This is a genomic window from Streptomyces sp. NBC_00029, from assembly GCF_045160505.1.
GTDB lineage: Bacteria > Actinomycetota > Actinomycetes > Streptomycetales > Streptomycetaceae > Streptomyces.
The window spans coordinates 6,583,802-6,603,658 of the sequence record NZ_CP108292.1 but is presented as its reverse complement, the minus strand read 5'-3'; the positions used below and the strand labels follow the sequence as shown (position 1 = coordinate 6,603,658).

20 protein-coding genes are annotated in these 19,857 nt (G+C 70.8%); 6 read left to right on the top strand and 14 right to left on the bottom strand.

Annotation, left to right across the window (positions count from 1 at the left end):
• Nucleotides 1–70 precede the first annotated feature (70 nt).
• A complete protein-coding gene (locus tag OG753_RS30860) occupies nucleotides 71–2,146 on the bottom strand; it encodes an APC family permease (RefSeq protein WP_327264879.1) in 2,076 nt (691 codons plus the stop codon).
• Nucleotides 2,147–2,365: 219 nt separating this feature from the next.
• Here OG753_RS30860 and OG753_RS30855 point away from each other — a divergent pair, with 219 nt between their 5' ends.
• Both OG753_RS30855 and OG753_RS30850 read left to right on the top strand, forming a co-directional pair.
• Nucleotides 2,366–3,034 (top strand): TrkA family potassium uptake protein, encoded by a 669-nt coding sequence (locus OG753_RS30855; protein ID WP_327264878.1) that lies wholly within the window; start codon nucleotides 2,366–2,368, stop codon nucleotides 3,032–3,034.
• Complete coding sequence (locus OG753_RS30850; RefSeq protein WP_327264877.1) at nucleotides 3,031–3,693, top strand: TrkA family potassium uptake protein; 663 nt, start codon at nucleotides 3,031–3,033, stop codon at nucleotides 3,691–3,693. Before OG753_RS30855 ends, OG753_RS30850 begins: the two co-directional genes overlap by 4 nt.
• A gap of 163 nt (nucleotides 3,694–3,856) precedes the next feature.
• Here OG753_RS30850 and OG753_RS30845 read toward each other — a convergent pair whose 3' ends face one another.
• The 7 genes from OG753_RS30845 to OG753_RS30815 all read right to left on the bottom strand — a co-directional run bounded on the left by OG753_RS30845 (nucleotide 3,857) and on the right by OG753_RS30815 (nucleotide 10,506).
• The gene (locus tag OG753_RS30845) at nucleotides 3,857–4,597 is read right to left on the bottom strand and encodes a DUF3159 domain-containing protein (RefSeq protein ID WP_405790958.1); all 741 of its coding nucleotides are present in this window, start codon (nucleotides 4,595–4,597) and stop codon (nucleotides 3,857–3,859) included.
• A 3-nt stretch (nucleotides 4,598–4,600) separates the two neighbouring features.
• Nucleotides 4,601–5,020: an OB-fold nucleic acid binding domain-containing protein gene (locus OG753_RS30840; RefSeq protein WP_327264875.1), complete on the bottom strand. Its 420-nt coding sequence runs from the start codon at nucleotides 5,018–5,020 to the stop codon at nucleotides 4,601–4,603.
• 24 nt (nucleotides 5,021–5,044) lie between these two features.
• Entirely contained in the window at nucleotides 5,045–5,737 is a 693-nt protein-coding gene (locus tag OG753_RS30835; RefSeq protein WP_327264874.1) for a response regulator, read from the bottom strand.
• Nucleotides 5,734–8,418, bottom strand: coding sequence for a DUF4118 domain-containing protein (locus OG753_RS30830; RefSeq protein ID WP_405790957.1), 2,685 nt, complete (start codon nucleotides 8,416–8,418; stop codon nucleotides 5,734–5,736). The genes OG753_RS30835 and OG753_RS30830 overlap by 4 nt, the downstream gene beginning before the upstream one ends.
• A 174-nt stretch (nucleotides 8,419–8,592) precedes the next feature.
• Entirely contained in the window at nucleotides 8,593–9,375 is a 783-nt protein-coding gene (locus tag OG753_RS30825) for a DUF3710 domain-containing protein (protein ID WP_401283225.1), read from the bottom strand.
• A 1-nt stretch (nucleotide 9,376) separates the two neighbouring features.
• A complete protein-coding gene (dut, locus tag OG753_RS30820; protein ID WP_405790956.1) occupies nucleotides 9,377–9,922 on the bottom strand; it encodes a dUTP diphosphatase in 546 nt (181 codons plus the stop codon).
• A complete protein-coding gene (locus OG753_RS30815) occupies nucleotides 9,922–10,506 on the bottom strand; it encodes a PaaI family thioesterase (protein ID WP_327264870.1) in 585 nt (194 codons plus the stop codon). The genes dut and OG753_RS30815 overlap by 1 nt, the downstream gene beginning before the upstream one ends.
• Nucleotides 10,507–10,564: 58 nt before the next feature.
• On the opposite strand from OG753_RS30815, the gene OG753_RS30810 reads away from it, so the two are divergent.
• Nucleotides 10,565–11,029, top strand: a complete 465-nt coding sequence (locus OG753_RS30810; protein WP_327264869.1) for a DUF3093 domain-containing protein — start codon at nucleotides 10,565–10,567, stop codon at nucleotides 11,027–11,029.
• Between the two features lie 54 nt (nucleotides 11,030–11,083).
• Here OG753_RS30810 and OG753_RS30805 read toward each other — a convergent pair whose 3' ends face one another.
• The 4 genes from OG753_RS30805 to OG753_RS30790 all read right to left on the bottom strand — a co-directional run bounded on the left by OG753_RS30805 (nucleotide 11,084) and on the right by OG753_RS30790 (nucleotide 14,610).
• Nucleotides 11,084–12,016 (bottom strand): hypothetical protein, encoded by a 933-nt coding sequence (locus OG753_RS30805; protein ID WP_327264868.1) that lies wholly within the window; start codon nucleotides 12,014–12,016, stop codon nucleotides 11,084–11,086.
• A 12-nt stretch (nucleotides 12,017–12,028) separates the two neighbouring features.
• Nucleotides 12,029–12,325 carry a DUF4193 domain-containing protein gene (locus OG753_RS30800; RefSeq protein ID WP_030008769.1) on the bottom strand — a complete coding sequence of 99 codons (297 nt, stop codon included), beginning with the start codon at nucleotides 12,323–12,325 and terminating at the stop codon, nucleotides 12,029–12,031.
• A 381-nt stretch (nucleotides 12,326–12,706) separates the two neighbouring features.
• Nucleotides 12,707–13,960, bottom strand: coding sequence for a sensor histidine kinase (locus OG753_RS30795; protein WP_405790955.1), 1,254 nt, complete (start codon nucleotides 13,958–13,960; stop codon nucleotides 12,707–12,709).
• Complete coding sequence (locus tag OG753_RS30790) at nucleotides 13,957–14,610, bottom strand: response regulator transcription factor (protein ID WP_030008767.1); 654 nt, start codon at nucleotides 14,608–14,610, stop codon at nucleotides 13,957–13,959. The genes OG753_RS30795 and OG753_RS30790 overlap by 4 nt, the downstream gene beginning before the upstream one ends.
• A gap of 245 nt (nucleotides 14,611–14,855) precedes the next feature.
• On the opposite strand from OG753_RS30790, the gene OG753_RS30785 reads away from it, so the two are divergent.
• Entirely contained in the window at nucleotides 14,856–15,035 is a 180-nt protein-coding gene (locus OG753_RS30785) for a hypothetical protein (protein ID WP_030008766.1), read from the top strand.
• 134 nt (nucleotides 15,036–15,169) lie between these two features.
• Here OG753_RS30785 and OG753_RS30780 read toward each other — a convergent pair whose 3' ends face one another.
• Complete coding sequence (locus OG753_RS30780) at nucleotides 15,170–15,973, bottom strand: inositol monophosphatase family protein (RefSeq protein ID WP_383194251.1); 804 nt, start codon at nucleotides 15,971–15,973, stop codon at nucleotides 15,170–15,172.
• A gap of 11 nt (nucleotides 15,974–15,984) precedes the next feature.
• A complete protein-coding gene (locus OG753_RS30775; protein WP_327264866.1) occupies nucleotides 15,985–17,139 on the bottom strand; it encodes a ferrochelatase in 1,155 nt (384 codons plus the stop codon).
• Between the two features lie 174 nt (nucleotides 17,140–17,313).
• Between OG753_RS30775 and OG753_RS30770 the strand changes: the two genes are divergently transcribed.
• Together OG753_RS30770 and OG753_RS30765 are read left to right on the top strand one after the other, a co-directional pair.
• Nucleotides 17,314–18,570 carry an MFS transporter gene (locus OG753_RS30770; protein ID WP_405790954.1) on the top strand — a complete coding sequence of 419 codons (1,257 nt, stop codon included), beginning with the start codon at nucleotides 17,314–17,316 and terminating at the stop codon, nucleotides 18,568–18,570.
• A complete protein-coding gene (locus OG753_RS30765; RefSeq protein ID WP_405790953.1) occupies nucleotides 18,518–19,849 on the top strand; it encodes a D-arabinono-1,4-lactone oxidase in 1,332 nt (443 codons plus the stop codon). Before OG753_RS30770 ends, OG753_RS30765 begins: the two co-directional genes overlap by 53 nt.
• The last annotated feature ends 8 nt before the right edge of the window (nucleotides 19,850–19,857 follow it).

Here is a 19,857-nt window from a genome sequence, read left to right as displayed (position 1 = left end):
GAAAAGGAAAACGGCCGGACGACCGACCCACCAGTTTACGTGGATCTCGTCCGGCCGTTCACCAACCTGCTCAGCCCTTCGGGGTGCCCTTCCCGGTGGGCTCCTTCGGCGGCGAGGTCCGGACGGGGCTGTCCACCGGGCCGCGGCGCACCGCACCCGGGGCGTTCCAGTCCTGGCGCTTCTTCGCCCGCCGTTTGGCGAGCTCCGAGGACTCCAGCTGGTAGGGCACCGAGGTGACCATCACGCCGGGGGTGAAGAGCAGCCGGCCCTTGAGCCGCAGCGCGCTCTGGTTGTGCAGCAGGTGTTCGTACCAGCGGCCGACGACGTACTCGGGGATGTAGACGCTGACCGCGTCGCGCGGGTTCTCGCTGCGCAGGCCCTTGACGTACTCGACCACCGGGCGGGTGATCTCCCGGTACGGGGAGTCGAGGATCTTGAGCGGTACGTTGATCCCGCGCCGGTCCCATTCCTCGCGCAGTGCCTTGGTCTCGGCCACATCGACGCTGATGCTGAGCGCCTCCAGGGTGTCCGAGCGGGTCAGCTTGGCGAACGCCAGGGCGCGCAGCGTGGGCTTGTGGACCTTGGAGACCAGGACGATGGAGTGGACCCGGGAAGGCCGCACGCTGTCCTCGCTGGGGCCCTCGGCGGCGGCGATCTCCGCGGAGACCCGGTCGTAGTGCTTCCGGATCGCGCTCATGGTGCCGTAGAAGATGACCATGCCGAGCAGGGCCACCCACGCGCCGTGGGTGAACTTGGTGGCGAGGACGACGACCAGCACCATGCCGGTGAAGAAGGCACCGAAGGTGTTGATGGCCCGGCTGCGGTGCATCCGGCGGCGGGCGGCGACGTCGCGCTCCGTCTTCAGGTGCCGGTTCCAGTGCCGGACCATGCCGATCTGGCTCAGCGTGAAGGAGACGAAGACGCCGACGATGTAGAGCTGGATCAGCTTGGTCGAGTCTGCGTCGTAGATCCACACGAGCAGCATGGCCGCGCCCGCGAGGAGCACGATGCCGTTGGAGAAGGCGAGCCGGTCGCCGCGGGTGTGCAGCTGGCGCGGCAGGTAGCGGTCCTGGGCAAGGATCGAGCCGAGCAGCGGGAAGCCGTTGTACGCGGTGTTCGCGGCCAGGAAGAGCACCAGCGCGGTGGCGGCGGCCAGCAGGATGAAGAGGAAGCTGCCGTTGCCGAAGACGGCCTCGGCGACCTGCGAGATGACCGGGTGCTGGACGTAGTCGGGGCCGACGGGGACACCGTTGTCGAGCAGGTCGGCGGACGGGTTCTCGGCCATCCGCACGTCGGTGGCCATGGCCAGGCCGATGATCCCGCAGAACATGGTGACGGCCAGGCCGCCCATGAGGGCGAGGGTGCTGGCCGCGTTCTTGCTCTTGGGCTTGCGGAAGGCGGGTACGCCGTTGCTGATCGCCTCGACACCGGTCAGGGCGGCACAGCCGGAGGAGAAGGCCCTCAGCAGCAGGAACACCATCGCGAAGCCGGCCAGGCCCTGCTGCTCGGGCTTGATCTCGAGATCCGCGGTCGGGGCCGTCATGGTCTCGTCGAGGACGATGCCCTTCCAGGCACCCCAGGCGATCATGACGAAGACGGCGGCGACGAAGACATAGGTCGGGATCGCGAAGAGCTTCCCGGATTCCTTCACACCGCGCAGGTTCATGAGTGTGAGGAGAAGGATCATGACGATCGCCGAGAGCACCTTGTGCTCGATGACGAAATCGACGGCGGAGCCGAGATTCTCGACTCCGGAGGAGATCGAGACGGCGACGGTCAGCACGTAATCGACGAGCAGGGCGCTCGCCACGGTGAGGCCGGCCCTGGGTCCGAGGTTGGTGTTGGCCACCTCGTAGTCGCCGCCGCCACTGGGGTAGGCGTGGACGTTCTGGCGGTAGGACGCCACCACGGTGAACATCAGCACGACGACCGCGAGCGCGATCCAGGGGCTGTACTGGTACGCCGACACGCCCGCGATCGACAGGACCAGCAGTACCTCGCCAGGGGCATATGCCACAGAGGACAGCGGGTCGGAGGCGAAGACGGGAAGGGCGATCCGCTTGGGAAGGAGTGTTTCTCCGAGGCGGTCGCTGCGTAGCGCCCGGCCGATCAGGATCCGTTTGGGCACGTCGGTCAGTTTGGACACGCAGAGGATCGTAAGCGTTCGAAATCAGACTGACGAACCCCCACCCCCTCATACCGCAATCCCGCCGCAATTCCTCCCCACCCGCAGCACGACTGCGACGCAAGAGGCCCCATCGGTGACCGCCCGTGTGTAGCTTGGGCCATGGTCTGAGACCCTGTTAAACCAGAGCATGCAATGAGGCTGGGAACCAGCGAGTCGCTGACAGCCGGAAGGACGGCCGTGCACATCGTCATCATGGGCTGCGGAAGAGTGGGCTCCGCCCTCGCGCAAACCCTGGAACAGCAGGGGCATACGGTCGCCGTCGTCGACCAGGACCCCACCGCATTCCGCCGGCTCGGCGCCGGATTCGGCGGCCGCCGCGTCACCGGGGTCGGCTTCGACCAGGACACCCTGCGGGAGGCGGGAATCGAGGACGCGGGCGCCTTCGCCGCCGTCAGCAGTGGTGACAATTCCAACATCATCGCCGCCCGCGTGGCCCGTGAGATGTTCGGCGTGGAGAACGTCGCCGCCCGCATCTACGACCCCAAGCGCGCCGAGGTCTACCAGCGCCTCGGCATCCCCACCGTCGCCACCGTGCGATGGACCGCGGACCAGATGCTGCGCCGGCTGCTGCCCTCGGGCGCCGAGCCCCTGTGGCGCGACCCGAGCGGTGGTGTGCAGCTCGCCGAGGTCCACACCTCCGAGGCCTGGATCGGGCACAAGGTCAGCAAGCTCCAGGAGGAGACGGGCGTCCGCGTGGCCTTCCTCACCCGCCTGGGCGAGGCGATGCTGCCCACGTCGGCGACGGTCCTGCAGGAAGGCGACCTCGTCCACGTGATGATGCGCACGGACGAGATCGACAAGGTCGAGGCGGCGTTCGCCGAAGGGCCTGAGGAGGCACACGCATGAGGGTCGCGATCGCCGGGGCAGGCGCGGTGGGCCGCTCCATCGCGGGCGAACTGCTGGAGAACGGCCACGAGGTGCTCCTGGTCGACAAGGCCCCGACCGCCATCTCGGTGGAGCGGGTGCCGCAGGCCGAGTGGCTGCTGGCCGACGCCTGCGAGATCACCTCGCTGGACGAGGCGGCGCTCCAGCGCTGCAACGTGGTCATCGCGGCCACCGGCGACGACAAGGTCAACCTCGTCGTCTCGCTGCTCGCCAAGACCGAGTACGGGGTCCCGCGCGTGGTGGCCCGCGTCAACAACCCGAAGAACGAGTGGCTCTTCAACGAGTCCTGGGGTGTCGACGTCGCCGTCTCCACGCCGCGCCTGATGTCGGCCCTGGTCGAGGAGGCCGTCAGCGTCGGCGACCTCGTACGGCTGCTGCGCTTCAGCCACGGTGACGCCAACCTCGTCGAGCTGACCCTGCCGCCGGACTCCTCGGTCGCCGGCACCCAGATCGGCGACATCACCTGGCCCGAGGACACCTCACTGGTCACGATCATCCGGGGCAACCGGGTCCTCACCCCGCACGGCGAGGAGACCCTGGAGCCGGGCGACGAACTGCTCTTCGTGGCCGCCCAGGCCCGCGAGGAACAGCTGGAGGACCTCCTCCAGGCCCGTCGCTAGCCACGAGCCCTGCGGGCACGCTGGACGGCGAAGGGGGCGCCCCCGTACGAGGGGCGCCCCCTTCGGGCTTCCCGGGCCCCACGGCAGCGCGAAGGGGCGGGACCGGGCCTCTTGGGCCGGTCCCGCCCCTTCGTCGGCTGCGGGCCTCAGTGCGGGCCGTCGGTCAGGCCTTCGTCTCCTTGGCGGCGGCCTCCGCGGCCTCCTTGGCCTCCCACTCCGCGATCACGTCGATCGGCGGCGGCGCCTTCGCCAGGAAGACCCAGGTGAAGTACACCGCGAGCACCATCGGCGGCAGCTTCAGCGCGATCAGTACCCAGCCCAGCTGCGTCGCGTCGCCCCACCAGTACAGCGGGAAGAGGATCGCGTACTTGGCGAGGAAGATCAGGCCCCAGGCCAGGCTGGCCTTGACGTACGCCTTCTTGCGTCCGGGGTTGCGGGTGCGCCAGGACAGGTTCTCCTTGAACACCGGGCCCAGGATCACGCCCAGCAGCGGGAAGCCCACCAGCGCGGAGACCGTGAAGGCCACTCCCAGGCCGACGCCGTAGATCATGCCGGGCAGGTAGAAGCCCTTCGCGCTGCCCGTGAAGAGGGCGAAGGCCACGCCCACGCCCACGCCGAAGACCCCGCTGAAGGCGTGCTTGACCGTGTCCTTGCGCAGCAGCCGGACGATCACCAGCAAGACGGCGACCGCACCCGCCGCGACGGCGGACCACTTCACGTCCTTGTTGATCGTGTAGATCATGACGAAGAGCAGCCCGGGCAGCATCGTTTCCACGGTGCCCCGGATGCCGCCGAAGGCATCGAAGAGCGCCGCCTGCGTCACGGCCTTCTGGTCCTCGGACGGCGCGGCCGCATGGCGCGGCCCGGCGGGTTCCGGGGTGGTCGGTTTGTCGAGTGACGTCACCGGTTACTGCTCCTGTCCGAGCGGGCGGAGTTCGTACTTCGGGTTGAAGAGCACCCGACGGCCGTGGGTCATGGAGATGCGCCCCGAGGCAATCATGCGTCGGCCGGGCTCGATTCCCACGATCGAGCGACGCCCGAGCCAGACCACGTCAAGGGCGGCCGAGCCGTCGAAGAGCTCCGCCTCCAGGGCGGGTACGCCCGCACGCGGTCGCAGGGTGACCGTACGCAGCGTCCCGGTCACCTTGACTATCTGGCGGTCGTGGCAGTCGCAGATCCGCGTGCACCCCGCGGCTTCTGCGTCCTCCTGCAGCTCCGCCGAATGCAGCTCCTCCTGGGAGGTGGACAGCCGCTCAATCATCCGGCGGAACCGGCCCGCAGGCCTGGCCGGCTTCGCGGGCTTCTCGGGACGCGGTTCAGCACTCATACAGGAAGCGTACCGGCGCGCCCACTACCGCTCGAAGCGGTATCCCATGCCCGGTTCGGTGATGAAGTGCCGCGGATGCGAGGGGTCGGCCTCCAGTTTGCGCCGCAGTTGGGCCATGTAGACCCGCAGATAGTTCGTCTCGGTGCCGTACGAGGGCCCCCAGACCTCCTGGAGCAACTGCTTCTGGCTGACCAGCCTGCCGGGGTTGCGGACCAGGACCTCCAGCAGGTGCCACTCGGTGGGCGTCAGGCGTACGTCGCGCCCCTCGCGCACGGCCTTCTTGGCGGCCAGGTCCACCGTGAAGCCGTCCGTCTCCACGATCACCTCGTCCTCGCCGCCGCCTGCGCCCGCGGCCGGCTCGGCCCGGCGGACGGCGGCGCGCAGCCGTGCGAGCAGCTCGTCCATGCCGAACGGCTTGGTGACGTAGTCGTCGGCACCCGCGTCCAGGGCCTCGACCTTCTCGTCGGAGGTGTGCCGGGCGGAGAGGACCAGGATCGGTACCCGGGTCCAGCCGCGCAGGCCCTTGATCACCTCGACGCCGTCCATGTCGGGCAGCCCGAGGTCGAGGACGACCACGTCGGGGTGGCGGGCGGCCGCGAGCTCCAGTGCGCTCGCGCCGTCGGCCGCGGCATCGACCTCGTACCTGCGCGCCTTCAGGTTGATGACGAGCGCTCGGACGATCTGCGGCTCGTCTTCCACCACGAGCACCCGGGTCATTGAGGTCCTGCCTTCTGTCGCGTCGTCCGATCACGGTCGTGATCAAGTTCCATCGGTTCCATCGGTTCCATCGGTTCCATCGGTTCCATCGGCTGGACCGTTCCCGTCGGTTCCGTCGGTTCCAGGGTCAGGGCCGCGGCCCCGCCGCCGTCCGCCGTGGCACGGTCCGGTTCCCGCCCCCTGGCTACCGCGCGCAGGGTGAGCACCATGGTCAGCCCGCCCCCGGGGGTGTCCTCGGCCGTCAGGGTGCCGTCCATGGCCTCCGCGAACCCGCGGGCGACCGCGAGCCCGAGGCCCACGCCGGCCCCGCGCGGGGCGTCCCCGTACCGCTGGAAGGGGGCGAAGATCCGGTCCTTGGCCTCGTCGGGCACACCGCGCCCGCGGTCGACGACCCGTACCTCGACGCGGTCACCGAGGCAGCTGGCCGCCACCAGTACGGGTTCACCCGCCGGGCTGTACTTGACGGCGTTCTCCACCACGTTGGCCACGGTCCGCTCCAGCAGCCCCGGGTCCACCGCCACCATCGGCAGTGCCTCGGGCACGTCCAGCAGCACGCTCTCCTCGGGTACGCCGCCCAGCGCCATCGGGACCACCTCGTCGAGGTCGATCTCCCGGATCAGCGGGGTGACGGTGCCGGTCTGCAGCCGGGACATGTCCAGCAGGTTGCCCACCAGGTGGTCGAGGCGGTCGGCGCCGTCCTCGATGCCTTCGAGCAGCTCGGCCCGATCCTCCTCGGACCACTCCACGTCGTCCGAGCGCAGGGAGCTCACGGACGCCTTGATGGAGGCCAGCGGCGTACGGAGGTCATGGCTGACGGCGGCCAGCAGCGCGGTGCGGATCCGGTTGCCCTCGGCCATCCGACGGGCCTCCTCGGCCTCGCCGACCAGCCGCTGGCGGTCCAGGACCACGGCAGCCTGGGCCGCGAAGGCGCCGAGCACCCGGCGGTCCTCGGCGGGCAGCACCCGGCCGGAGAGGGCCAGCGCCATGTGGTCCCCGATGGGCATGTCCACATCGGCGTCCTCGGGCCGGGCTGCCGGAGCCGGGCCGACGCTGCCGGCCGGCTTCCAGGGCTCCACGTCGTTCGCCCGCTCCAGCAGGGCCACCGACTCCATGGCGAAGGTCTCGCGCACCCGCTCCAGCAGCGCGTCCAGGGTGGTCTCGCCGCGCAGCACGCTGCCGGCCAGGAAGGAGAGGATCTCGGACTCGGCACGCAGCCGGGCCGCCTGGTGGGTGCGCCGCGCGGCCAGGTCCACCACCGAGGCCACGGACACGGCGACCCCGAAGAAGACGGCGATGGCAACGATGTTCTTGGGGTCGGACACCGTGAACCGGTGCAGGGGCGGCGCGAAGAAGTAGTTGAGCAGCAGCGAGCCGAGGGCGGCGGAGGCCAGGGCCGGCCAGAGCCCGCCGAGCAGTGCGGCCGCCACCGTCAGCGACAGGAAGAGCAGCATGTCGTTGGCGAGCCCGAGGTCCGCGTCGATGTGCGTGAGCAGCAGGCACAGCAGGACGGGGAGGACCGTCCCCACCACCCAGCCGGCGATGATCCGGGGCCGCCCGAGCCGGGCCGCCGAGCGTACGACGGGCAGGCCGCGGCCCTTGGCGACGTGCTCGTGCGTGACGATGTGCACGTCGAGGTCGGGCCCCGAGTCGCGGGCGACGCTCGCGCCGACCCCGGGGCCGAAGACGTACTGCCACGAGCGGCGGCGGCTGGATCCGAGCACGATCTGGGTGGCGTTGACGCCGCGTGCGAAGGCGAGCAGGGCGTCGGGGATGTCGTCGCCGATCACATGGTGGAACGTGCCGCCGAGGTCCTCGACCAGGGTCCGCTGGACCGCGAGCTCCTTCGGCGAGGCGGCGGTCAGTCCGTCGCTGCGGGCGATGTAGACGGCCAGGATCTCGCTGCCCGATCCCTTGGCGGCCATCCGCGAGGCCCGCCGGATGAGCGTGCGCCCCTCGGGCCCGCCGGTGAGCCCGACGACGATCCGCTCGCGCGCCTGCCAGGTCGAGCGGATGTCGTGCTCGCCCCGGTACTGCTGGAGGTACTCGTCCGCGCGGTCGGCGACCCACAGCAGCGCGAGCTCGCGCAGGGCGGTGAGGTTGCCCGGCCGGAAGTAGTTGGAGAGGGCGGCGTCGACCTTCTCGGGCTTGTATATGTTGCCGTGGGCCATCCGCCGGCGCAGGGCCTGCGGGGACATGTCGACCAGCTCGACCTGATCGGCCCGGCGGACCACCTCGTCCGGCACGGTCTCGCGCTGGCGCACCCCGGTGATCGATTCGACCACGTCACCGAGTGACTCCAGGTGCTGGATGTTCACGGTGGACACGACGTCGATGCCGGCCCGCAACAGCTCTTCCACGTCCTGCCAGCGCTTGGCGTTGCGCGAGCCCGGCACGTTGGTGTGCGCGAGCTCGTCCACCAGCGCGATGGCGGGCCTGCGGGCGAGGAGCGCGTCCACGTCCATCTCGGTGAACTCGGCGCCCCGGTACGCCAAGGCCTTGCGCCCGACCTGTTCGAGGCCGTGGAGCATCACCTCCGTGCGCGGCCGGCCGTGGTGCTCGACGAGGCCGACGACGCAGTCGGCGCCCCGCTCCACCCGGCGATGGCCCTCGGAGAGCATCGCGTAGGTCTTGCCCACACCGGGCGCCGCGCCGAGGTAGATCCTGAGCTTGCCGCGTCCCATGCGCCCCATTCTCCGGGACGTCCACGCCGTGCACGCACCGATCCGGGCCCCTGCGCCGATCCCTGACGGATCCCTGACGCGGCACGGACAAGCCGGTGGGCCCCACCCCGAAGGAGTGGGGCCCACCGGCCGAAACGCATGACGAGCCCCCCTGTGCGCGGGGGCCGTCCGAGGTCAGCGGACCTCGGTGATCTCCGGGCCGCGCTCGAGCTGGCCCATGCCGCCGCCGAAGCGGGAGCCTTCCTGGTCGTCCGTCTGCACGCCGTCCGGCACCATCTGGGCGTCGTTCGGGAGCTTCAGGACGATCGGGTCGCGGGGAGCCATCGGGCCGTCACCGCGGACGACGACGGTGTCCCGGAAGATCTGCTCCAGTACGCCCGCCGACTCGGGACGCACCGCGCCCTGGCCGGAGATGACGCCTCGCAGGAACCAGCGCGGGCCGTCGACGCCGACGAAGCGGACCAGCTGGGCGCCGGTCTGTCCGTCCGGGAGCGGTACGGGCACCTGTGCGCGCAGCTCCCAGCCCAGCGAGCCCTGGGCCTCGTCGATGATGCCGCCCTGCTGGGTGATGCCCGTGGCGATCTCCTCGCGGACCTCGCCCCAGATGCCTTCCTTCTTGGGCGCGGCGAAGGCCTGCAGCTGCACCGCGCTGTCGCCGAGGACCACGGTCGCGGCCACGATCGCGTCACCGGCGACCTCGACGCGCAGCTCCATGCCCTCGACACCGGGTACGAGGATGCCGCCGAGGTCGACCCGGCCGTCGGCCGGGTTTCCGAGCACCTCGGAGACGTCCCACGGGCCGTCGGGCCGCGGGGCCGGCGGCAGGTTCACCCGGCGCGGCTGGGCAGCGCTCTCCTGCTCGCCCGCGTCGTCCTGCTCAGCGCCGACGCCGTCTACGACCTGCTCGGCCGCGCCGCCGTCATGGGCGGAGTCGTTCTTCTTGCGACGTCCGAACACGTCACTGTCCTTCCCGGTCGGTTACGACCGAAGCGTAGCCATTCCCACCCTGCTGACCAGCGCCGGATCCGGCCACGGCCGCATGACCGCCGGTGGAGCCGAAGCCCCCCTCGGCCCGGGCCGAGCCGGGAAGTTCCGCCACCTCGTGGAAGCGCACCTTCTCGACCCTCTGGACAACCAGCTGGGCAATGCGGTCGAAACGCTCGAACCGGACGCTCTCGCGAGGGTCGAGATTGACCACGATCACCTTGATCTCTCCACGGTACCCGGCATCCACCGTCCCCGGGGCATTCACGAGCGCGAGCCCGCAGCGGGCGGCCAGGCCGGACCTCGGGTGCACGAAGGCCGCGTAGCCGTCGGGCAGCGCGATGGACACACCGGTGGGCAGTACGGCGCGCTCACCGGGCTCCAGCTCGGCGGCCTCGGTGGTGACCAGGTCGCAGCCGGCGTCCCCGGGATGCCCGTAGGCCGGAATCGGCACCTCCGGGTCGACGCGGCGGATCAGCACGTCGACCGGCGGCCGGGAATCGTGGTTGGTCTGGGACATCAGGGGTTCACCTCAAAGGCGCGTGCGCGCCTGACCTGGTCCGGGTCGGCCATCGCCGCCTGGATCTCCTCGGGCCGTCCGTTGTCGATGAAGTGGTCGACCTTCACCTCGATGAAGAGGGCGTCGGCGCGCACGGCGACCGGGCCCTGCGGTCCGCCTATCCGGCCGACGGCCGTGCAGTAGATCTTCCGGCCGGCGACGGCGGTGACCTCGGCCTCCAGGTACAGCACGGTGTCCACCGGCACGGGCCGCACGAAGTCGGTCTCCAGCCGTCCTGTCACCGCGATGACGCGCAGCAGCCAGTTCAGGGAGCCGAGCGTCTCGTCGAGCGCGGTGGCGAGCACGCCGCCGTGCGCGAGACCGGGTGCGCCCTGGTGCGCGGGCTTGACGGTGAACTCGGCGGTGACGCGCACGCCCTCACCGGCCCGTGCCTCCAGATGCAGTCCGTGGGGCTGGCCCCCGCCGCATCCGAAACAGTGCTCGTAGTGCGCACCGAGGAGCTCGCCGGGTGCGGGCGCGTCGGGGTGCCGGACCGGCGCGGCGGCATCGTCCGGGGGCGTCAACGCTGTGTTTCGTCCACTCACAGCCGCAGACCTTACCCGCGCGGCTACCCACCGGTCGCCTCGTGGCAGGCTTGACCGCATGCAGCTCTCCACCGTGCACCACGACGAACGTCTGACCGCCCCCCGCTCCTGGTGGGGCATCGCCGTACTGATCGGCCTCGCGTGCGCGCTGATGCTGCTGCCGCTGGGCACGATGCCGCTGCTGGCCGGCCTGGTCGGGGGCACGGCGCTGGCCGGGCTGCTGGTGAGTTCGTACGGCTCCGCGCGCGTGCGCGTGGTGAACGGTGCGCTGGCGGCCGGGGATGCGCGGATCCCGGTGACGGCCCTGGGCGAGCCCGAGATCCTGGACGCCGAACAGGCGCGCGCCTGGCGGTCGTACAAGGCGGACACGCGCGCCTTCATGCTGATGCGCAGCTACGTGCCGACCGCGGTCCGCATCGAGGTCACCGACCCGGCCGACCCGACCCCGTACGTCTACGTCTCCACCCGCGAGCCGCAGGCCCTGGCCGCGGCCCTGCTCGCCGCCCGCACCCGGGCGGCCTGAACGGGCCGTCGGACCGGATGCCCCGGCCGGGGCGGAGCGCCCCGGCGGAGGGCCTCAGCCGTACGCGGAGGGATCCGAGGCCTCCAGTGCGACCCTGGTGGCCTCGGGAAGGGGCTGTACGGGCCCTTCCAGGGGCGGCAGGGAGCGCAGGACCTCCCAGCCCACGGCACGCCTGCGCAGGTCACCACGGACCTTCTCGGCGAGTTTGCGGGTGTCCCGTCGGTTCATGACCGCGCCGACGGCGGCGCCCACCATGAACGGCATGAGGTTCGGCAGGTTGCGGAACATCCGCTTCATGATCTGCTGGCGCAGTTCGCGCTTCACCTGTCCGCCGAGCGCCGCGTTGAGCGTGGTCGGCTTGGTCAGGTCGACCCCGCGCTCCTCCGTCCAGGCGGTGAGGTAGGCGAGGCTGCGCTGCTTGAGGTCGCCGTGCGGCCGCTGGCCGTAGACCTCGTGGAGTTCGGCGATGAGCTTCAGCTCGATGGCCGCGACGGCGGTGATCTCGGCCGCCAGTTCCGCCGGCATCGCGGGCGGCACCGGCAGCATGGCCGCCGCGCCGATTCCGGCGCCCACGGTCGAGGTGGCGTTGGCGGCGCCCGAGATCAGCTTGTCGGCGAGCTGATCGGGGCCGAGGCCCGGGAACTGCGCGCGCAGTGTCGCGAGGTCCCGAACCGGAACGCGCGGTGCGTTCTCGATGACCCTGTCCGTGAGGTACAGGGCGGCGTCCCTGACACTTTCGCCGCCCTTGCGTACACCGTTCTTGACGGCTTGCATCCGACGAGCCCCGAAACCTTGCCGGGACCCTTCGTCGGTCTCTGTGGCCGACGGCACCGCCGGGGCGGTGTCGGAGGGCACGGCGATCGCCGCACTGGCGGAGCCGCCGGGAGCTCCCGGACCCGTTTCCGGATCGATGGGTGCCACCTGCGTCTCCGCCGGATCACCAGATTTCCGGAAGACTCGCTTCCGAAAGGGTGTGGAGCCAGCCACGGCCGACGCCTCTCAGTCGCAGTCGCGACAGATCGGCTGACCGTTCTTCTCACGTGCAAGCTGGCTGCGGTGGTGCACCAGGAAGCAGCTCATGCAGGTGAACTCATCGGCCTGCTTGGGCAGGACCCGGACGGCCAGCTCCTCATTGGAGAGGTCCGCACCGGGAAGCTCCATGCTCTCGACAGAGTCGAATTCGTCCATGTCCGCGGACGAAGTCGACTTCTCGTTGCGCCGGGCCTTCAGCTCTTCAATGCTGTCGTTGTCGACGTCATCGTCGGTCTTGCGCGGGGTGTCGTAGTCCGTTGCCATTGTTCGCTCTCCCCCTCTGGGTGTTAGCGGTGTCTCAGCGCACGTAACGCACGAGAGGCCGGACTTGTGCCCGACCTGAGGCGGAGATTTTGCCTCACATCAAGGTCTGTTACTCAATCGACACCCAGCCGCCCGCCTGAAGGGCGATTGGCTGGGATGACGAGCGGGACCGTACACGGTCCGAGGGCCGTCATGCACAAACGCCACCCCGTGTATTTCCCGCCATCCGAGGGGCCGGAAACCCGGACTTCCCGGGCGTTCCGGCCGCGCCGGGGTCACTGAACGCACATGGGCAGACACCGGCCACTGTGATCGATCACACAGGCCCACTTGTTTTCACAGGGCAAGCATTCAGCCAAAAGCGAACACGGGGCGGGGGCTTCACAAGGGAAGAGTGACACGCATCACGAGGCCACCGCCTTCCCGGGGCATCGCCTGGATCCTGCCGCCGTGTGCGCGCGCCACGGAGCGCGCGATCGACAGACCCAGTCCCACCCCCTTGTCGCTGCCTGTTCGCTCCGTACGCAGCCGCCTGAAGGGCTCGAAGAGGTTGTCCACCTCGTACGCGGGAACAACGGGACCTGCGTTCGATACCAGGAGGACCGCCTGATCGTGCTGAGACTCCGTGACGACCTCCACCCAGCCGCCCTCCGGCACGTTGTACCGGACGGCGTTCTGCACCAGGTTGAGGGCGATCCGCTCCAGCAGCACGCCATTGCCCTGGACCACCGCCGGTGCGCGCTCGCCCCGGATCTGCACGCCCTTCGCCTCGGCCTCGCCGCGCACCTGGTCGACGGCGCGCGAGGCGACCTCCGCCAGGTCCACGGGTTTGCGCTCGACGATCTGGTTCTCGCTGCGCGCCAGCAGCAGCAGGCCTTCGACCAGCTGTTCACTGCGCTCATTGGTGGCCAGCAGGGTCTTCCCGAGCTGCTGGAGCTCGACGGGGGCCCCGGGATCGGAGAGGTGGACCTCCAGCAGCGTCCGGTTGATCGCGAGCGGAGTGCGCAGCTCGTGCGAGGCGTTCGCCACGAACCTCTGCTGAGCCGTGAAGGCCCGCTCCAGCCGGTCGAGCATCTCGTCGAAGGTGTCCGCGAGCTCCTTGAGCTCGTCGTCCGGCCCGTCCAGCTCGATCCGCCGGGTCAGGTCGGAGCCGACCACCCGGCGGGCGGTCCGGGTGATCTTGCCGAGCGGCGAGAGCACCCGTCCGGCCATCGCGTAGCCGAAGGCGAAGGCGATGATGCTCAGACCCAGCAACGCCATGAGCGACCTGCTCAGCAGGTCGTCCAGGGCGTGCCGGCGCTGATCGAGGACGCACTGGTTGACCGCCGCGTTGAACTGCTCCGGCTCCAGGGGGCCGCCCATCACCCCCGAGCAGTTGGGGCTGGAGACCCTGACCTCGCCGCCGACGATCTGGAACGGCAGCGTCAGACCCTGCCGCAGCGCCTCCGCCGCCAGCAGGTAGATGATCGACAGCAGCAGGATGCCCGCGATCAGGAACATCCCGCCGTACAGCAGGGTGAGGCGTATGCGGATGGTCGGCCGCAGCCAGGGGAAGGGCCCCTCGGGCTGGCCCGGGTCCCAGGTCGGTTTCGGTGGCGCGACCGGGGGCTCCGGAGTGGCGGGTACGCGCTTCAAATCCGGTACCCGGAACCGGGCACGGTCACGATGACCGGCGGCTCCCCCAGCTTGCGGCGCAGGGTCATGACGGTCACCCGCACGACGTTGGTGAAGGGATCGGTGTTCTCGTCCCAGGCCTTCTCCAGCAGCTGCTCGGCGGAGACCACGGTCCCCTCGCTGCGCATGAGCACCTCCAGCACCGCGAACTCCTTCGGCGCCAGCTGGACCTCCTTGCCCTCGCGGAACACCTCGCGCCGGTTCGGGTCCAGCTTGATGCCGGCCCGCTCCAGCACGGGCGGCAGCGCGACCGTGGTGCGCCGGCCGAGCGCCCGTACGCGGGCGGTCAGCTCGGTGAAGGCGAAGGGCTTGGGCAGGTAGTCGTCCGCGCCGAGCTCCAGGCCCTCCACCCGGTCGCTCACGTCACCGGATGCGGTCAGCATCAGCACCCGGGTGGGCATGCCGAGCTCGACGATCTTCCGGCACACGTCGTCACCGTGCACGAGCGGGAGGTCCCGGTCGAGCACGACCACGTCGTAGTCGTTCACCCCGACCCGCTCCAGGGCGGCGGCGCCGTCGTACACGACGTCCACGGCCATGGCCTCCCGGCGCAGGCCGGTGGCCACCGCATCGGCGAGCAGCTGCTCGTCCTCGACGACGAGTACGCGCACGTCGTTTCCTTCCTCCGAGCCCAGAAGGGCACACGTGTATGGCGTCGCCCATCCTGCCCGTTTCGGCCGTAAACCGGCTGTAAGGCGGATCGGGGAGGGGCTGGCGGGGCAGAAGTGAGGATTCCCTGGCCCTACGAGGTTTCTGGGGCCGGGGTGCAGGGGAGGACGAGATCACACCCCGACCACTCCCTGACGGCGGACAGCCACGTGCCGCCGCCGACCCACGAAGAGGGGGCGAACCCACCATGGACGCATTCACCGCGGGTCTCCTGCAGCGCATCAGGACCACGCAGTCGGACCTCAGGCACGCCCGCGAGACGGGCGACGACTTCCTCGCGGAAGTGGAACTGGCGGAGCTGGAGGATCTCCAGCGCCTGGCCGCCGAACACGGTGTCCCGGTCTCGGCCGCCGTGCCCGCCTGCTGATCCACGGCCTGCCCGGCCCGCTGTTCCCGCACACCGGCACGACCCCGGCACGACTCCTGAACGACTTCTGCTGAACGACCCCTGCACGACGTGGACCCCGGACGCCCGAGTGGGCGGCCGGGGTCCACGTGCTTTCAGTCGTGCCAGGCCCCCGACTCCTCCAGCAGCGGCTGCAGCGAGGAGAAGACGGCCGGCGAGGCGGCCAGGGTCAGCTCGCCCGAGGCCGGCTCGCCCGGCCGTCCTCCCGTCAGCGCCCCGGCCTCCCGGGCGATCAGGTCACCCGCGGCCAGGTCCCACGGGTTGAGCCCCCGCTCGTAGTACCCGTCCAGCCGCCCGGCGGCCACGTCGCACAGGTCCAGGGCCGCCGACCCGCCCCGCCGGATGTCCCGCACCAGCGGAATGATCCGTGCCACGACCCCGGCCTGATGGGCCCGCCGGGTCTGCACATACGCGAAGCCGGTCCCCAGCAGCGCCTGGTCCAGCGGCGCCGCCGGCCGGCAGGCGAGGCGGGACGTCCCCATCCAGGCGCCGCCGCCGAGCACCGCGTGGTAGGTCTCCCCGCGCATCGGCGCCGCCACGACGCCCACCACGGTCTCGCCCCCGTACTCGGCCGCGATGGACACGCCCCAGCTCGGCAGCCCGTAGAGGTAGTTCACGGTGCCGTCCAGCGGGTCGACGACCCAGCGCACCCCGCTCGTCCCCGGGGTGTCCGCGCCCTCCTCGCCCAGCAGCCCGTCCTCGGGCCGCCGCTCGGCGAGGATGCCGGTGATCAGCTTCTCCGCCGCGATGTCCATCTCGGTCACCACGTCGATCGGGCTGCTCTTCGTCGCGGCCACCGCCAGATCGGCCGGGCGGCCGTCGCGCAGCAGAGCTCCGGCCTGCCGGGCGGCCTCCAGGCCCACGTCCAGCAGCTCGGCCTTCAGCTCGTCAGAGATCACGGTCCCACTTCCTACGCGTACGGACTGTCCACGCCCGCGGCCGCCGGCCGGGGGCCCCGCGCCGGGCAGCAGCCCACCGCGCACAGGTCATGACTCTGGCCCAGAGTGCCCACCCAGCACTCCCGGACCGGCTCCCCGCGCTCCTTGGCGGCGCGCTCCAGCACCAGCTCCCTTACGGCCCCGGCGAAGCGCGGATCGGCGCCGACGGTCGCGGACCGCCGCACGGGCAGCCCCAGCTCGGCGGCCTTCGCGGTGGCCTCGGTGTCCAGGTCGTAGAGGACTTCCATGTGGTCGGAGACGAAGCCGATGGGCACCATCACGGCCGCGGGCGCACCGGCGGCGTGCAGGGCCTCCAGGTGGTCGCAGATGTCAGGCTCCAGCCACGGGATGTGCGGGGCGCCGCTGCGGGACTGGTAGACGAGCTCCCAGGTGTGCGCGACCCCGGTCCGGGCCGCGACCTCGTCCGCGATCACCCGGGCGACGTCGAGGTGCTGCTTGACGTACGCCCCGCCCTCGCCGTCCTCGGTGTGGTCCGCGGCCGGGCCGGAGGTGTCCGCGGCGGCGGTCGGGATGGAGTGGGTGGTGAAGGCGAGGTGCGCGCCGGAGCGCACCTCCTCGGGCAGCTCGGCGAGGGAGGCCACCACCCCGTCGATCATGGGCTCGACGAAGCCGGGGTGGTTGAAGTAGTGGCGCAGCTTGTCGACCCGCGGCAGCTCCACGCCCTCCTCGGCGAGCGTGGCCAGCGCGTCCGCGAGGTTCTCGCGGTACTGGCGGCAGCCCGAGTACGAGGCGTAGGCGCTGGTCGCGAGGACCGCGATCCGGCGACGCCCGTCGGCGGCCATCTCCCGCATCACGTCGGTCAGGTACGGGGCCCAGTTCCGGTTGCCCCAGTAGACCGGGAGGTCCAGCCCGTGCCCGGCGAAGTCCCCCCGCAGCGCGTCCAGCAGTTCGCGGTTCTGCCCGTTGATGGGGCTGACGCCGCCGAATCCGAAGTAGTGCTGCCCGACCTCCTTGAGCCGCTCGCGCGGGATGCCGCGCCCGCGCGTGACGTTCTCCAGGAAGGGCACGACGTCGTCGGGTCCCTCGGGGCCGCCGAAGGACAGCAGCAGGAGGGCGTCGTAAGGGGCGGCGGAGCCGCCGTCGGGGGCACGGAGCTGGTCTGACATGTCTCGAATCCTGCCACCCGGGGTCCGGGCCCGGGCAACGGACCCGGCCCGTCCCACACCTCGGACAGAAGGTAAGGTCACCCTAACTTCCTGTCGGTATTTTCCCCATGCGGGCGCCTTGTCGGCGGACGTAATCTGTGTGAGCCAACCACGTCCCTTACGGAGGGCACCACCTTGCCCAGTCCCTACCGCGCCATATTCGCCACCCCTGGCACCAAGGGGTTCACGGGCGCCGGCATCATCGGCCGGCTGCCGCTGGCCATGGTGGGCATCGGCGTCCTCACGATGATCACTGAGCTCGGCGGCAGCTACGGGCTCGCCGGTGCGCTCACCGGCACCATCGCGCTCTCCGCCGCCGCCGTGGGCCCGCAGGTCTCGCGGCTGGTGGACCAGTACGGACAGCGGCGGGTGCTGCGTCCGGCGACGCTGATCGCGGCCGCCGCGGTGACCGGACTGCTGGTCGCGGCGGCGAACGGCTGGCCGAGCTGGACCCTCTTCGTCTTCGCCGTCGTCGCCGGGTGCGTGCCCAGCGTGGGATCGATGGTCCGGGCCCGGTGGACGGCCCTGTTCCGCGACACCCCCCAGCTGCACACGGCCTATTCCTTCGAGTCCATCGTCGACGAGCTCTGCTTCATCATCGGTCCGCCGCTGGCCGCGACGCTCTCGGCCGGCTGGTTCCCGGAGGCCGGCCCGGTGGTCGCCCTCGTCTGCCTGGTGACGGGCGTGTGGTGGCTGACGGCGCTGACCGCCACCGAGCCTGCGCCGCATCCGCACCACGAGCACACGGACCGCTCCTCGGCGCTGCGCTCCCCGGGCCTGCAGGTCCTGGTGGCCACCTTCGTGGCGACCGGCGCGATCTTCGGGTCCGTCGACGTCTCGACCCTCGCCTTCGCCGCGGAGCACGGCAACAAGTCCCTCGGCGGGGTGTTCCTGGCGGTCTGGGCGTTCGGATCCTGCCTCGCGGGCATCGTCTTCGGCCTTCTGCACTTCAAGGGCAGGGCCGAACCTCGCTGGATCCTGGGCATCAGTGCGATGGCCGTGAGTATGATCCCCCTCCTACTGGCCGGGAACCTTCCGTTTCTGGCCGTGGCGCTCTTCGTCTCGGGCCTCGCCATCGCTCCCACGATGATCACCACGATGGCCCTGATCGAGGCGCACGTGCCACACGCGAAGCTGACCGAGGGCATGACCTGGATCAGCACCGGCCTCGCGGTCGGAATCGCGCTCGGGTCCTCCGTGACCGGCTGGGTCGTCGACGCAGCCGGGGCGCAGACCGGGTACGTCGTCTCCGTCTCGGCGGGAGTGGCCGCGGCGGCGGTTGCGTTCGCGGGATACCGCCGGCTGACGAGGCCGGCGCAAGGGGAGGAGCCAGCAACCGATGGGGACGGCGACAGCAGGGCAGAGCAGCACGGAACGGACCGCGTGGCGTAACTGGGCGGGCAACATCACCGCCACCCCGGTTCGCGTGGTGACCCCGGCCTCGGTCGGGGAGCTCCAGGAGGCGGTCCGCCGGGCCGCCGAGGACGGGCTGCGGGTGAAGGCAGTAGGCACCGGCCACTCCTTCACCGCGGCCGCCGCGACCGACGGGGTGCTCGTACGCCCGCAGTCGCTCACCGGGATCCGCTCGATCGACCGGGCCGCCGGCACCGTCACGGTGGCGGCGGGCACAGTCCTGAAGGACCTCAACACGGCACTGTCCCAGGAGGGCCTGTCGCTCACCAACATGGGCGACATCATGGAGCAGACGGTCTCCGGCGCCACCAGCACCGGCACCCACGGCACGGGCCGCGACTCGGCCTCCATCGCCGCCCAGATCCGGGGCCTGGAACTGGTCACCGCCGACGGCCGGCTGCTGACCTGCTCCGAGAAGGAGGAGCCCGAGGTCTTCGCGGCGGCCCGGCTCGGCATCGGCGCGCTCGGCATCGTCACCGCGATCACCTTCGCGGTGGAGCCGCTCTTCTTCCTGACCGCCCGGGAGGAGCCGATGGGGTTCGAGAGGGTGACGGCGGAGTTCGAGGAACACTTCGCGGAGAACGAGCACTTCGAGTTCTACTGGTTCCCGCACACCGGCAACTGCAACACCAAGCGGAACAACCGCAGCCAGGGCCCCGCCGCCCCGCCCGGACCGGTGAGCGCCTGGATCGAGGACGAGTTGCTCTCCAACGGCCTCTTCCAGGCCGTCAACACGCTGGGCCGCGCGGTCCCGGCCAGCATTCCCTCCATCGCCCGCGTGGCCAGCCGCGCCCTGTCGGCACGCACCTACACGGACATCCCGTACAAGGTGTTCACCAGTCCGCGCCGGGTGCGCTTCGTGGAGATGGAGTACGCACTCCCGCGCGAGCAGGTGGTCCAGGCGCTGCGGGAGCTGCGGGCGATGGTCGACCGCTCCGGACTGCGGATCAGCTTCCCCGTGGAGGTACGGACGGCTCCGGCGGACGACATCACGCTGTCGACCGCCTCGGGGCGCGAAACGGCGTACATCGCGGTGCACATGTACAAGGGCACCCCGTACCAGTCCTACTTCACGGCGGCCGAGCGCATCTTCACCGCGCACGGCGGGCGTCCGCACTGGGGCAAGGTGCACACGCGGGACGCGGCGTACTTCGCGGAGGTCTACCCGCGGTTCGGTGAGTTCACCGCGCTGCGCGACCGCCTCGACCCGGACCGGGTCTTCGGCAACGACTACCTGCGGCGCGTCCTGGGGGACTGAGCCGCCGG

What these genes read in the sequence shown, in the direction of transcription:
- OG753_RS30830 (WP_405790957.1), bottom strand. Translation starts at nt 8,418, where the DNA reads ATGGGACGCGGCAAGCTCAGGATCTACCTCGGCGCGGCGCCCGGTGTG.
- OG753_RS30810 (WP_327264869.1), top strand. Translation starts at nt 10,565, where the DNA reads ATGCAGCTCTCCACCGTGCACCACGACGAACGTCTGACCGCCCCCCGC.
- OG753_RS30840 (WP_327264875.1), bottom strand. Translation starts at nt 5,020, where the DNA reads ATGAGTGCTGAACCGCGTCCCGAGAAGCCCGCGAAGCCGGCCAGGCCT.
- OG753_RS30765 (WP_405790953.1), top strand. Translation starts at nt 18,518, where the DNA reads ATGGGGACGGCGACAGCAGGGCAGAGCAGCACGGAACGGACCGCGTGG.
- OG753_RS30800 (WP_030008769.1), bottom strand. Translation starts at nt 12,325, where the DNA reads ATGGCAACGGACTACGACACCCCGCGCAAGACCGACGATGACGTCGAC.
- dut (WP_405790956.1), bottom strand. Translation starts at nt 9,922, where the DNA reads ATGTCCCAGACCAACCACGATTCCCGGCCGCCGGTCGACGTGCTGATC.
- OG753_RS30775 (WP_327264866.1), bottom strand. Translation starts at nt 17,139, where the DNA reads ATGTCAGACCAGCTCCGTGCCCCCGACGGCGGCTCCGCCGCCCCTTAC.
- OG753_RS30850 (WP_327264877.1), top strand. Translation starts at nt 3,031, where the DNA reads ATGAGGGTCGCGATCGCCGGGGCAGGCGCGGTGGGCCGCTCCATCGCG.
- OG753_RS30785 (WP_030008766.1), top strand. Translation starts at nt 14,856, where the DNA reads ATGGACGCATTCACCGCGGGTCTCCTGCAGCGCATCAGGACCACGCAG.
- OG753_RS30835 (WP_327264874.1), bottom strand. Translation starts at nt 5,737, where the DNA reads ATGACCCGGGTGCTCGTGGTGGAAGACGAGCCGCAGATCGTCCGAGCG.